The organism is Halomonas borealis, from assembly GCF_004798905.1.
Lineage (GTDB): Bacteria > Pseudomonadota > Gammaproteobacteria > Pseudomonadales > Halomonadaceae > Halomonas > Halomonas borealis.
Map to the genome: position 1 here is coordinate 77798 of NZ_SDMO01000005.1, position 13482 is coordinate 91279.

Consider the following 13482-nt stretch of genomic DNA (forward strand, 5'->3'; position numbering starts at 1 on the left):
CTGTCTCGTCCCGGTGGGCCGCCTTAGAGGTTGAAGGCGTCTTCCACCAGCTGGCGCTGCTGTTCGGTGTGCACGGACATGTAGCCCGCCGCGGGCGCCGCCGATGCCGGACGGCCAGCGAACTTGAGCTTGCCGCCCAGGCCGGTCTTGAGGCGCTCGGCCACGGCCCGCATGTGGTGCTGGCTGGGGTACCAGGCCCCCTGGTTGAGCGGCTCTTCCTGGCACCACACCACTTCGTTGGCGTTGGTGTAACCCTGAATGGCCTCGAAGAGCTCGGCCTCGGGGAACGGATACAGCTGCTCGAGGCGCAGGATGGCCACGTCGTCGCGGGCGTTCTCCTCGCGCCAGTTGGCCAGGTCATAGTAGACCTTGCCGGCACACAGGATGATGCGGTCGACCTTCTCGGCGTCGCGCTCGCCCTGATCGGGCAACACCATCTGGAAGCGGCCATTGGCCAGCTCGTCGAGGCTGGACGTCGCATCCTTGTGACGCAGCAAGCTCTTCGGCGACATCACCACCAAGGGCTTTCTGAGCTTACGAATGACCTGGCGACGCAGCAGATGATAGATCTGCGCCGGCGTGGTCGGCACGCAGACCTGCATGTTGTGCTCGGCGCACAGCTGCAGGAAACGCTCCAGACGCGCCGAGGAGTGCTCGGGGCCCTGCCCCTCGTAGCCATGAGGCAGCAACATCGTCAGGCCGCACAGCCGCTCCCACTTGGTCTCGCCGGAGGAGATGAACTGGTCGACCACCACCTGAGCGCCGTTGAAGAAGTCGCCGAACTGGGCCTCCCAGACCACCAGGTCGTTGGGGGCCGTGGTGGCATAGCCATATTCGAACGCCAACAAGGCTTCTTCCGACAGGAAGGAATCGTGAATGGTGAAGTGTGGCTGCCCCTCTCGAAGGTGCTGCAACGGCACGTAGGTGCTGCCATCGTTCTGGTTGTGCACCACCGCATGGCGGTGAGAGAAGGTGCCGCGCCCCGTGTCCTGGCCGGTCAGACGAACCCGGTGCCCTTGGTCGAGCAGCGTGGCGTAGGCCAGGGTCTCGGCGAAGCCCCAGTTGCAGGCCAGGTCTCCGGCCTGCATCTTGCGGCGATCGTCATAGATCTTGGCGACCTGGCGCTGCACGCCGACGCCGTCGGGCACCTCACACATCCGCGTCGCCAGGTGCTGCAGGCGTTTCATGTCGAAGCTGGTGTCGGTGTGGCCGCTCCACTCGTGGCCGAGATAGGGCTTCCAGTCGACGAACAACGCGGTGTTGGGCTTCTGCACCAGGGCGTTGGCCACGTGATTACCGGCGACCAGATCATCCCGGTAGCCTTCCATGGTGGCCTTGGTCTCGTCTTCGCTGAACAGCCCTTCCTTGACCAGCCGCTCGGCGAAGAGCGCGCGCGATGACGGGTGTTCCTTGATCTTGGTGTACATCATCGGCTGGGTGCCGGACGGCTCGTCGGCCTCGTTATGGCCACGACGGCGGAAGCACACCAGGTCGATGACCACGTCCCGCTTGAACTGCTGCCGATAGTCCAGCGCCACCTGAGTGGCGTGCAGCACGGCGTCCGGATCATCGCCGTTGACGTGGATGATCGGCGCCTGAACCATCTTGGCGATGTCGGTGCAGTACTCGGTGGAACGCGAGTCCAGCGGATGCGAGGTGGTGAAGCCGACCTGGTTGTTGATCACGATGTGCACCGTGCCGCCGGTCCGGTAGGCACGGGTCTGAGACATCTGGAAGGTCTCCATGACCACGCCCTGGCCGGCGAAGGCCGCATCGCCATGGACGTTGATCGGCAGCACCTTGCCGCCGTCGGCGTCATCGCGGCGATCCTGGCGAGCCCGCACGGACCCCTCGACCACCGGTGCGACGATCTCCAGGTGCGACGGGTTGAACGACATCGCCAGGTGGACCTCACCGCCCGGCGTCATGACGTTGGAGCTGAAACCCTGGTGGTACTTGACGTCACCGGAGCCGCGCTCGACCAGCTTCTTGCCGTCGAACTCGTCGATCAACTCGGAGGGGTTCTTGCCCAGGATGTTGACCAGCACGTTGAGACGGCCGCGGTGGGCCATGCCGATCACCACTTCCTTGGTGCCATAGCCACCGGCACGCTGGATCAGCTCGTCCATCATCGGGATGAAGGACTCGCCGCCTTCCAGCCCGAACCGCTTGGTGCCCGGATACTTGGAGGCCAGGTAGCTCTCCAGGCCCTCGGCGGCGGTGAGCCGTTCGAAGACGTGTTTGCGCACCGATTCGCTGAACTTGGGCTTGGAACGCACCGATTCGAAACGCTGTTGCAGCCAGCGTTTCTCTTCGGTGTCGACGATATGCATGAACTCGCAGCCGATGCTGCGGCAGTAGGTCTGCTCCAGCGCCTCGACGATCTCCTTCAGCGGAGCCTTGTCGACGCCGAGGAAGAACGAGCCGGTCTGGAATTCGGTCTCCAGATCGGCCTTGGAGAGCTGGTGGAACGACAGATCCAGGTCGGGTACCGGCTTGGGATCGCGCAAGCCCAGTGGATCGATGTCGGCCTTCTGGTGGCCGCGAAAGCGGTAGGCGTTGATCAGCTGCAGTACCTTGACCTGCTTGCGATTCACGTCGCTCTCAGGCGCGGCGGAGGCGCTCTGGGTGGTACGGCGCTGACGGCCTAGCTGATAGAACTGTTCGCGGGTAGGGGCAAGCGGAACGTCGTGAGTGGCCCCGCCATCGGGGTCCGGCAGTTGATCGAAGTACTGACGCCATTCATCGGGAACGGCAGAAGGATCTTCGAGGTACTGCTCATAGAGCGCTTCCACGTAGTGGGCATTACCGCCACTGACATGAGAGGAGCGCCACATCAACTCCATAATGCCTTGTTGCATCTCTCGGTCACCCTGCACTGATGGGGTGGTGTCGGCCGTCACGGTTGACCCGTGGCGACATCATTGGGCAGCCCGCCGACGGGGCGGATGCCTGTGTTGCGATGATCCGAAGCCGGTGCACGAGGCACCGGCTTCGAATAGCTCACCGGGGGCCACGCTGCGACAGCACGCCGCAGCCTGTGGCGCATGATAACAAGCCCCGGCCCACGATTTAAGTGGCATCCGCCAGCAGCATCTCGCGGATCTTGCCGATCGCACGCGTGGGGTTGAGCCCCTTCGGGCACACCGCCACACAGTTCATGATGCCGCGACAGCGGAACACGCTGAACGGGTCCTGGAGCTCTTCCAGGCGCTCGCGGGTCGCCTCGTCACGAGAATCGGCCAGGAAGCGATAGGCCTGCAACAGGCCGGCCGGGCCGACGAACTTGTCCGGGTTCCACCAGAACGACGGGCAAGCGGTCGAGCAGCAGGCACACAGGATGCACTCGTAGAGGCCATCGAGCTTGTCGCGATCTTCCGGCGACTGCAGGCGCTCGATGGCCGGCTCCGGCGTGTCGTTCTGCAGGTACGGCTGGATGCGCTCGTACTGCTGGTAGAACAGGCTCATGTCGACCACCAGGTCACGAATGACCGGCAGACCAGGCAGCGGGCGCAGCGTCAGCTTGCCCTTCTTGATCACGTCGGACAGCGGCGTGATGCAGGCCAGGCCGTTCTTGCCGTTCATGTTCATGCCATCGGAGCCGCACACACCCTCACGGCAGCTGCGACGGAAGGCCAGGCCGTTGTCTTGCTCCTTCACCATATGCAGGACATCGAGCACCATCAGGTCGCGACCCTGGGTGTCGACCTGGAACTCCTCCATGTAAGGCGCGGAGTCCGTCTCGGGATTGTAGCGGTACAGGGATACCTGAAGCGTGGACATCGTGACTCCCCTCAGTAGGTACGGACTTTCGGTTCGAACATGTCGACGGTCTTGGGCGCGAAGTTCACATCACGCTTCCCGAGGCGCTTCTCGGCCGGGAAGTACATGGAATGCTTCAGCCAGTTGACGTCGTCGCGATCCGGGTAGTCGTAGCGAGAGTGGGCACCACGGCTCTCCTTGCGCTCGAGGGCGGCGATGGCGGTAGCCTCGGCGACTTCCATCAGGTTGTCGAGCTCGAGCGCCTCGACCCGGGCGGTGTTGAAGGTGTTGGACTTGTCCGGCAGGTAGGCGTTGTCGATACGCTTACGCAGCTCGGCCAGTTGCTGAACGCCCTTCTGCATGTTGTCTTCCTGGCGGAAGACGCCGAAGGCATTCTGCATGATGTCCTGCAGATCGCGCTTGAGCTCGGGCACGGTCTCGCCGCTCTCGGACTCGTTCCAGCGGTTGATGCGCTGCATGGCCGCCGCGACGTCGGACTCGCTGGCCGCCAGGTACTCGACGCCCTCGTTGAGCGCGCTCTCGATGAACATGCCGGCGGCACGCCCGAAGACCACCAGGTCGAGCAGCGAGTTGCCGCCCAGGCGATTGGCGCCGTGGACCGACACGCAGGCCGCCTCGCCCACGGCGAACAGGCCGTTGACGATCTGATCATTGCCATCGCTGTCCGGCATGATCGCCTGACCGTGCACGTTGGTCGGCACGCCGCCCATCATGTAGTGGCAGGTCGGCACCACCGGGATCGGCTCCTTGGCCGGGTCCACGTGGGCGAAGGTCTTGGACAGCTCGACGATGCCCGGCAGGCGCTTGCTGAGGACATCCTCGCCGAGGTGGTCGAGCTTGAGATAGACGTGATCGCCGTTCTCGCCACAGCCGCGACCCTCGAGGATCTCCAGCACCATGGAGCGCGCGACCACGTCACGGCCGGCTAGGTCCTTGGCGTTGGGCGCGTAACGCTCCATGAAGCGTTCGCCGTCCTTGTTGATCAGGTAGCCACCCTCGCCGCGGCAACCCTCGGTCACCAGGGTGCCGGCGCCGTAGATGCCGGTCGGGTGGAACTGCCACATCTCGATGTCCTGGATCGGGAAGCCGGCGCGCAGCGCCATGCCGATGCCATCGCCGGTATTGATCAGGGCGTTGGTGGTGGAGGCATAGATACGGCCGGAGCCACCGGTGGCCAGCACGGTCGCCTTGGACTTGATATGCACCACTTCGCCGGACTCGATGTCCATGGCGATGCAGCCCACCACGTCGCCGTCGGCGTTCTTGACCAGATCGATGGCATACCACTCGTTGAGGAAGGTGGTATTGTTCTTCAGGTTATTCTGATAAAGAGTATGCAGCAGGGCATGGCCGGTACGGTCCGCCGCGGCGCAGGTACGGGCCGCCTGGCCGCCTTCACCGAAGTTCTTGGACTGGCCGCCGAACGGACGCTGGTAGATGCGACCGTTGTCGAAGCGAGAGAACGGCAGGCCCATGTGCTCGAGCTCGAAGACCGACTTGGGGCCTTCGGAGCACATGTACTCGGCGGCATCCTGGTCGGCGATGTAGTCGCCGCCCTTGACGGTGTCATACATGTGCCAGCGCCAGTCATCCTCGGGGTCCGAGGAGGCGATGGCACAGGTGATGCCGCCCTGGGCGGAGACGGTGTGCGAACGGGTCGGGAAGACCTTGGACAGCACGGCGGTCTTCTTGCCGGACTTGGCCAGCTCGAGGGCGGCCCGCAGGCCGGAACCGCCACCGCCGATGATGATGGCGTCGAAGGTCAGGCTACGCATGGTAGACATGGATCAGGCTCCCCACAGAACTTGAATACCCCAGACCAGGAATACAAAGATGGCCAGGATGATGACGGTCTGGACGGCAAGACGAATGCCGGTCGACTTGAGATAATCGGTGGTCACGGTCCAAAGCCCCACCCAGGCGTGGGCAGACAGGGCCACGAAGGCCAGCAGCGAGAAGATCCGCATCCAGGTCTGGCCGAAGAGCCCGCTCCAGGTCGCATAGTCGAGCCCGGGATGAAACAGCAGGTAGCCGACGATGAAGAGCGTGTAGAGAGCCAGGATAATGGCCGAGAGACGCTGAACGAGCCAATCAGACAGGCCGCTGCGCCCGAGGTTCGTGATATTGGTTACCATACCCAGACTCCAGCCAGAATGATCAGGACCACGCTTGCCACCACGGTGATCTGCGCCTTCTTGACACCACCCTCGAGGGTCACGCCGATGTCGACGTCCATCAGCAGGTGCTTGATGCCGGCCACGAAGTGAAAGGCCAGTGCGGACAACAGCCCCCAAGCGATCAACTTGGCCAGGAAGTTGTGAGCCAGCGCATCGCTGACCGCCGCGAAGCCTGTGGGCGACGACAAAGAGGCATCCAGCGCCCAGAAGCCGAAGATCAGGCCGATGAAGAGAATGACGCCGGTGATGCGGTGGACGATCGACGTCAAGGCGGGGAGGGGGAACTGTATCGTGGACAGATCCAGATTTACGGGTCGTTTGCTATTCACGGCTCTCTACACACTCTCTTGGCCCGCCAATGGGCACTCGAGGAGGCCCGGTACGGGCGGTGGTTTCGGGAAGGAGAACGATCATGCCTTGCGGGTCACGATCTCCCTTTTCCTGCCAGTCGCGCGACAAGATTATAGGGTCATGCCCCCATCATGACAAATCTTCAGCCGGCCGACCGGGCCATGGCACGGGCGACGAACGGCGACGACGGTGCCGCTCCACGACGACTCGACAGGTTCATCGTTGTGCCGCCCAAGGGAGGCAACAACGGCATGATGCACAGCCGCATATCCCGCACGAAATCCGTACAACCGCGAGCCAGCCGGCGCCGCCTGGCCACCGACGAATGAATTGACAATCGACAAGACGCTTCTATAGTGGGCGAACCTTTTCGCCGGCAAGTTCAGCGAAATCACGACGTATCGCGCCACCACGAACTCGAGAGGAGGCCAGTTATGGCTGACAGGAAAGCAACGTTGACGGTAGAGGGCCTGGAAACATCGATCGAGCTGCCGGTCTACTCGGGAGCCGCGGGGCCGGATGTCATCGACGTTCGCAGCCTGGGTGCCGAAGGCCTGTTCACCTACGACCCTGGCTTCATGGCGACCTCCTCCTGCCAATCTGCCATCACCTACATCGATGGTGGCCAGGGCATGCTGCTGCATCGCGGCTACCCCATCGACCAGCTGGCCAAACAGTCCGATTTCGTCGAGCTGTGCTACCTGCTGCTGTTCGGCGAGCTGCCCGACAAGACCCAGTACAACGAGTTCGCCGGCCGCGTCACCCATCACACCATGGTCCACGAGCAGCTGGCCAACTTCTTCAAAGGCTTCCGCCGCGACGCCCACCCGATGTCGATCCTGTGTGGCGTGGTCGGCGGCCTCGCGGCCTTCTATCACGATCATCTGGACATCACCAAGCAGGAAGATCGTGAGATCAGCGCCATTCGCCTGATCGCCAAGATGCCGACCATCGCCGCCATGTCCCACAAGTACAACGTGGGCCAGCCGTTCACCTATCCGCGCAACGACCTGAACTATGCAGAGAACTTCCTCTACATGATGTTCAGCAATCCCTGCGAGGATTATGAGATCAACCCGGTGTTCGCCAAGGCCATGGATCGCATCTTCATGCTCCACGCCGACCACGAGCAGAACGCCTCCACCTCCACGGTGCGCCTGGCGGGCTCCACCGGCGCCAACCCGTTCGCCTGCATCAGCGCCGGCATCGCCGCCCTCTGGGGGCCGGCGCACGGCGGCGCCAACGAAGCCGTGCTGAACATGCTCGACGAGATCGGTGACGACTCCGAAGAGAACATTCAGCGCTTCGTCGACCGCGCCAAGGACAAGAACGATCCGTTCAAGCTGATGGGCTTCGGCCACCGGGTCTATCGCAACTTCGACCCCCGCGCCAAGGTCATGAAGGAGACCTGCGACGAGGTCCTCGCCCAGCTGGGCAAGGCCGACGACCCGCAGCTCAAGATCGCCAAGCGCCTCGAGCAGATCGCCCTGGAAGACGACTACTTCATCGATCGCAAGCTCTACCCGAACGTCGACTTCTATTCCGGCATCATCCTCAAGGCCATGGGCATTCCGACCAACATGTTCACCGTGATCTTCGCGGTGTCCCGCACCATCGGCTGGATCTCCCACTGGCACGAGATGCTCAGCGACAGCTACAAGATCAGCCGTCCGCGCCAGCTGTACGTGGGCCACACCAAGCGCGACTACCCCACCGAGTAAGCCGGGCGTCGGTACGCACCGCTGTAGAAGGCCGCCCCGAGGGGCGGCCTTCTTCATTCGGGTGCCACACAGCGCGCCCCGCCCACGCGCACTCTGCCTACGTCCGACACAAGGCTCAGCCTTGCCTGCGCAGGCGCCTCGAGGGGCCTCCCACACCCGCCACGACACCTCACGTCGAGCTTACTGCGCGTCAGCGACGAACGGCCACGGGCCGACCGCCATGCCTCACTCGAAGACGGCATAGAGGGCGATTCACCCGCCGATCGCCACGCTTTCCCCATCGACTTCCACTCCCCCACCCTGGGATGAAGCGTTTTCCACACATTCTGTGGACAAGCCTGTTCAAAACCTTTGGGGAACCGCCCATAATCGCCATGAATAGCGGCTCGCGCTCAGATTGATCAACTTTTGACCTAACTCAAGCCTTTGATTTTAAACAACTAATTCACAAACCCCATAGCCACGGGGCTGCGAGGCCATCCTGTGCACAAGCTTTGGTGCGGGAGCCTAACAGGTGGACAAGTCAAGGCCTGGCAAGACTTTTTCCTAGTCAAAAAGTATGGCCCCGTGCGATGAGACGCCTGAAAAACGCCGATGACGGAGACAAAAAAAGACGCGCTCGGCGTCCGGAGGGAATAACAAGGAGGTAGTGGCGTCCCATAGGGGGTTTGAACCCCTGTTACCGCCGTGAAAGGGCGGTGTCCTGGACCACTAGACGAATGGGACGCATCATCTTCTTTGACGCTGATGGTGGAGCCTAGCGGGATCGAACCGCTGACCTCAACACTGCCAGTGTTGCGCTCTCCCAGCTGAGCTAAGGCCCCACATGTCGCGAAGACGAGGCGTATATTACTGCGACTCCTCGCCTTCGTCAACCGATTCCCGAGAAAAGAGGGAACACGTCGCAGGAAGGACAGAGGCCCTTCCCTCTCCAAGCGGCGCGGCGCACCTTATAGCTCGCGATACTCCTTCTCGAAGCGCTTGGCCTGCTTCTTGGAGACACCGCCCAGCACTTCGATGGCGTGACGCAGGCGAGCCCGAGTCATGTCGGAGCCGAGGATCGCCATGGCATCCATCACCGAGGTGCTGGACGCCGAGCCGGTGATGGCGATAAACACCGGTGCCAGGAAGTCCTTCATCTTGAGTTCGAAATGCGCGGCCAGCGCCTTGATCTCGGCGAGCAAGGCGTCCTTGTGCCAACTCGGCACTATCTCGAGGCGCCACACCAGGAACTGCAGCAGCTTGACCAGCGTCTCGCGCTCCGGCTTGACCCCATCGAAATCGCTCGCCTCGAGCGCCGGCACGCCGGCGAAGAAGTGGCCGGCCAGCGGCATCACGTCCGACAGCGTCTCCACCCGCGGACGCACCTCGGGCAGGATCTGGCGCACGTAATCCTCGTTGAAGGCCCAGTCCTTCAGGGCCTCAAGCAAGGCAGCGTCGTCCAGGTCCTCACGGATATACAGGCCGTTGAGCCAGCTCAACTTCTGCAGGTCGAACACCGGCCCGCCCAGCGAGACCCGCTGAATGTCGAAATGACCGATCATCTCCTCGAGGCTGAACTTCTCACGCTCGTCCGGCATCGACCAACCCATACGCCCCAGGTAGTTGGTCACCGCCTGCGGCAGGAAACCCATGCGCCGGTAATAGTTGATCGAGGTCGGGTTCTTGCGCTTGGACAGCTTCGACTTGTCCGGATTGCGCAGCAATGGCATATGGCACAACGTCGGCATCGGCCAGCCGAAGTACTCATAGAGCAGCTGGTGCTTGGGCGCCGAGTTGATCCACTCCTCGCCACGCAGCACATGGGTGATGCCCATCAGGTGGTCATCGACCACGTTGGCCAGGTGGTAGGTCGGCATGCCATCGGACTTGAGCAGGATCTGGGCATCCACCTGGGCCCAGTCGACCTCGATGGTGCCGCGCAGCATGTCTTCGACCACACAGGTGCCGCTGGCCGGCACCTGCATGCGCACCACATGCGGCCAGCCCTCGCGCTCGCGGCGGGCGGCCTCGTTGTCGGGCAAGGCCAGGTCGGCCGGCTTCAGCGCCAGGTGAAGGCCTTCGGCCTTGCGCGTCTCGCGCAGCTCGTCGAGCTCCTCGCTGGTACGGTAGCACTTGAAGGCATGCCCGGAATCCAGCAGCTTGCGCGCATGCTCGGCGTAGATGTCACCACGCTCACTCTGCCGGTAGGGGCCGTGGGGGCCACCCACGTCGGGGCCCTCGTTCCATTCCAGGCCCAGCCAGCGCAAGGAATCGAGGATCATCTGCTCCGACTCGGCGGTCGAGCGCACCCGATCGGTATCCTCGATGCGCAGGATGAATTCGCCGCCGTGTTGCCGCGCGAAGCACAGGTTGAACAGGGCGATGTAGGCGGTCCCCACATGGGGATCGCCGGTGGGAGACGGCGCGATACGGGTACGTACGGTCATGTCGTCCTTGGTCCGGTCGAGGGAGTGGAGCCCCGGAGCACCGAGCCGATCACACACGGCCGCATTGCTCGTGCCATGCCGACGGTCGTCCGGGGAATGTGTGCATTATACGCACCTCGCGTGATGCCGGCAGCCGCGCCGTGGAATCATTCGCGATCGATGAGGTCCACCACTGACTCCCACTTAGCTGAGGCCTCACCATGCTTTTCTCGCCGCCCGACGACTATAGCAGCGCCACGGTTATCGGCGCGTCGTTCATCGCGCCCCTGCTGGCCGATCCAGGGCTATCGCGTAAACCAGGTCGCCCATAGCAGGCCGATGACAATCGGCCGCATTGGAGCCTCGACGCCTCAACCCCGACATGTGCCGTCATCCCGGCACCATCGGCATCGCACCGCCGGCGCCTCTCCAAGCCCGCATGCGTCACCCCGGCGTCATGAGCGAGCGGCCGGATGCGCCCCTGAGCGCTCGCTCACCGCTCGACTTCGGCGATTTCGGGAATCGGGGGCGCCTTCCTCCTCCCCTGGTGGAGGCAAGCGGGCGAACGGACATAACGTTGATGCTCGGTATTGCACCGCCCCGAGCAATCACAGACCATGCTTTCTCTTTACAGACGACCTTAGACAGGACTGCGTTCATGGAAACCCTCGGCCCACGAATCAAACAGTTACGCCAGGAGGCTCGACTAAACAAGGCCGCCCTGGCCCGCCGAGTCGGCGTCTCGGACGTCACCATCTCCTACTGGGAATCCGGCGCCATCAAACAGATCGGCCACGAGCGCCTGGTCGCCCTGGCCGCGGCCCTCGACTGCCCGCTGTCCTCCCTGCTCGATAACGGTACCCGCCGACCGGCCCCACTATTCCTCAAGACCGAGGGAGCACCACCCTGGGAAGGCAGCGAGGCCAAGGGCATCGAGCTGCCCATCGAGCTCACCCCCGGGCAACGCTGGGACGGCGACTGCCACCTGGTGACGCCGGCCCCCGGCGAGGCGCTCGATTACCTGAACGCCGGCGACCTGGCGGCCATTGCGCCGACCGACATCTTCCGCCAGCCGGGGCTCTACCTGATCGAAGAAGCCGGAAAGCTGGCGCTACGCCGAGTTCAACAGGATGCCAAGGGCGAGCTGACCTTCCAGCGCCATGACGATGCCAGGCCCGCTCCCTACACACCCGACTGCCACCTGCTGGGCAAGGTCGTCGCGTTGTGGCGTCACGAGACCCTGTAAACCGACGCCCTCATTCCACCTCGATGACGTTCACCTGATCGGTGGTATGCCGCGGCTCGCTGCCGATCAGGAAACGCTGCCGGGCACTGATCACCTTGCCCAGCCCATGCCGCGACGCCTGCACCAGGGGACCTTTCAGGTGCTGCCCCCGATCGCCCAGCCGTTCCCGTACGTTAGGCGGCTGCACCTGGGCCGCCGGCATGTTGACGGTAATACGATAACCACCGTCGGGCAGTCCGCTACCCGGGCCGAACGGTCCGGCGACGAAGCCCTCAGCTCCGACCGCGGTACGCTCCTGCCAGCGCACACCACTAAGCTCGCGCTCCACCAGCACCTGTAGATGCGTCGCCTCCGGCAGGTTGGTCCCCCCCTCGACCATCAGGCGTCGATCGCGGCGCAACCGGGCATCGATATTGATGCTCACCACCGCCTCGAACGGCGTGACGCTGGCCTCCGCCGCAGCCTGCGTCGAGGCCTCGGGCTGGGCCACGCCGCCCAAGCGTTCATCGCCCGGCGGCGGCTCATCCCCACCGTCGCCGCAACCCGTCAGCGCTACCATCAGCGCGATCCACCACACGCCTCGCTGCCATGCTGTCATGCCCGTTCTCCCTGTCCGGAAATGCCCGATTCATGCTGACGATGTCGACACAGGGTCGCATGGGGCGCCCTCGCCAGGCGACTCGTGACGCTTCAAGCGCGCATAGACGCCAACGGGTCACGAGGACAGGGCGACCTCGATGCTCGCACCCCGCGTCATGGCTGATAGAATACGCCCTCCTCGAATGACCCCGTGACGACGATGACCGACCTCGACCGTACCTTTTCCGTGGCGCCCATGATGGATTGGACGACCCGCGACTACCGCGCATTCGCCCGAACGCTGACGCGCCATACCCTACTCTACACCGAGATGGTGACCACCGGCGCCATCCTGCACGGCAGCCCGCGTGAACGCTTCCTCGGCTATGACGCGGTCGAGCACCCGCTGGCCCTGCAACTGGGCGGCAGCGATGCCGGCGCGTTGGCAGAATGCGCGGCGATCGCCGAGGCCTGGGGCTATGACGAGGTCAACCTCAACGTCGGCTGCCCCAGCGACCGGGTACAGAACAACCTGATCGGCGCCTGCCTGATGGCCTATCCGGAGAAGGTGGCTGTGGCGGTTGCGGCCATGCGCGAGGCGGTATCGATCCCGGTCACCGTGAAGTGCCGCATCGGCATCGACGACCAGGATGCGGACGCCGACCTGGCCCGCTTCATCGAACGCGTCGCCGATGCCGGCTGCGAGGTGTTCACCGTGCATGCCCGCAAGGCCTGGCTGGAAGGGCTCTCGCCCAAGCAGAACCGCGATGTGCCACCGCTCGACTATGGGCGGGTGCATCGCCTGAAACAGCAGCGCCCGGAGCTGCATATCGGCATCAACGGCGGACTCAAGACGCTGGACGAATGCCAGGCCCAGCTCGAGCACGTGGACAGCGTGATGGTCGGCCGAGAGGCTTACCAGAACCCCTGGCTGCTGGCCGACGTCGACCGACGCCTCTATGGCGAGCCCGGCCCGACGCTCGACCGCCATGCCGCCGCCGAGGCCTTCCGCCCCTACATCGCACGCCGGCTCGAGGAAGGCGCGAAGCTCAACCACATGACCCGACACCTGCTCGGCCTGTTCCAGGGCTGCCCGGGCGGTCGCAAGTTCCGCCGCCATCTCTCCGAGAATGCCCACCGCGAGGGCGCCGGGCTCTCGATCTTCGACGATGCGCTGGGCCTGGTCCCGCCGCAGCAAGCCAGCCTCGCCGGCTGAC

At 63.8% G+C, this 13482-nt stretch carries 10 protein-coding genes and 2 tRNA genes; 3 read left to right on the forward strand and 9 right to left on the reverse strand.

What is annotated here, in order from left to right:
- Nucleotides 1-23 precede the first annotated feature (23 nt).
- From ETC07_RS06890 to sdhC, 5 genes are all read right to left on the reverse strand, one after another.
- On the reverse strand, nt 24-2861 hold the full coding sequence (locus ETC07_RS06890) for a 2-oxoglutarate dehydrogenase E1 component (RefSeq protein WP_136247769.1): 2838 nt from the start codon (nt 2859-2861) through the stop codon (nt 24-26).
- Nucleotides 2862-3072: 211 nt separating this feature from the next.
- Entirely contained in the window at nt 3073-3783 is a 711-nt protein-coding gene (locus ETC07_RS06895) for a succinate dehydrogenase iron-sulfur subunit (protein ID WP_136247770.1), read from the reverse strand.
- An 11-nt stretch (nt 3784-3794) separates the two neighbouring features.
- Nucleotides 3795-5567 (reverse strand): succinate dehydrogenase flavoprotein subunit, encoded by a 1773-nt coding sequence (gene sdhA / locus ETC07_RS06900; RefSeq protein ID WP_136247771.1) that lies wholly within the window; start codon nt 5565-5567, stop codon nt 3795-3797.
- 3 nt (nt 5568-5570) lie between these two features.
- A complete protein-coding gene (gene sdhD, locus ETC07_RS06905) occupies nt 5571-5918 on the reverse strand; it encodes a succinate dehydrogenase, hydrophobic membrane anchor protein (protein ID WP_136247772.1) in 348 nt (115 codons plus the stop codon).
- Nucleotides 5912-6289: a succinate dehydrogenase, cytochrome b556 subunit gene (gene sdhC, locus ETC07_RS06910; protein ID WP_136247773.1), complete on the reverse strand. Its 378-nt coding sequence runs from the start codon at nt 6287-6289 to the stop codon at nt 5912-5914. Before sdhC ends, sdhD begins: the two co-directional genes overlap by 7 nt.
- A gap of 456 nt (nt 6290-6745) precedes the next feature.
- Between sdhC and gltA the strand changes: the two genes are divergently transcribed.
- Nucleotides 6746-8032 carry a citrate synthase gene (gene gltA / locus ETC07_RS06915; protein ID WP_136247774.1) on the forward strand — a complete coding sequence of 429 codons (1287 nt, stop codon included), beginning with the start codon at nt 6746-6748 and terminating at the stop codon, nt 8030-8032.
- Between the two features lie 650 nt (nt 8033-8682).
- Here gltA and ETC07_RS06920 read toward each other — a convergent pair.
- From ETC07_RS06920 to gltX, 3 genes are all read right to left on the reverse strand, one after another.
- Nucleotides 8683-8758 (reverse strand) — tRNA-Glu (locus tag ETC07_RS06920).
- A 22-nt stretch (nt 8759-8780) separates the two neighbouring features.
- Nucleotides 8781-8856 (reverse strand) — tRNA-Ala (locus tag ETC07_RS06925).
- Nucleotides 8857-8982: 126 nt separating this feature from the next.
- Nucleotides 8983-10461, reverse strand: coding sequence for a glutamate--tRNA ligase (gene gltX, locus ETC07_RS06930; RefSeq protein ID WP_136247775.1), 1479 nt, complete (start codon nt 10459-10461; stop codon nt 8983-8985).
- 637 nt (nt 10462-11098) lie between these two features.
- Here gltX and ETC07_RS06935 point away from each other — a divergent pair.
- Nucleotides 11099-11686: a helix-turn-helix domain-containing protein gene (locus ETC07_RS06935; protein WP_168709181.1), complete on the forward strand. Its 588-nt coding sequence runs from the start codon at nt 11099-11101 to the stop codon at nt 11684-11686.
- A gap of 10 nt (nt 11687-11696) precedes the next feature.
- On the opposite strand, the gene ETC07_RS06940 is transcribed toward ETC07_RS06935, so the two are convergent.
- Nucleotides 11697-12284 (reverse strand): hypothetical protein, encoded by a 588-nt coding sequence (locus ETC07_RS06940; protein WP_240724581.1) that lies wholly within the window; start codon nt 12282-12284, stop codon nt 11697-11699.
- A 201-nt stretch (nt 12285-12485) separates the two neighbouring features.
- On the opposite strand from ETC07_RS06940, the gene dusA reads away from it, so the two are divergent.
- Entirely contained in the window at nt 12486-13481 is a 996-nt protein-coding gene (dusA, locus tag ETC07_RS06945) for a tRNA dihydrouridine(20/20a) synthase DusA (RefSeq protein WP_136247874.1), read from the forward strand.
- Nucleotide 13482: the final 1 nt, after the last annotated feature.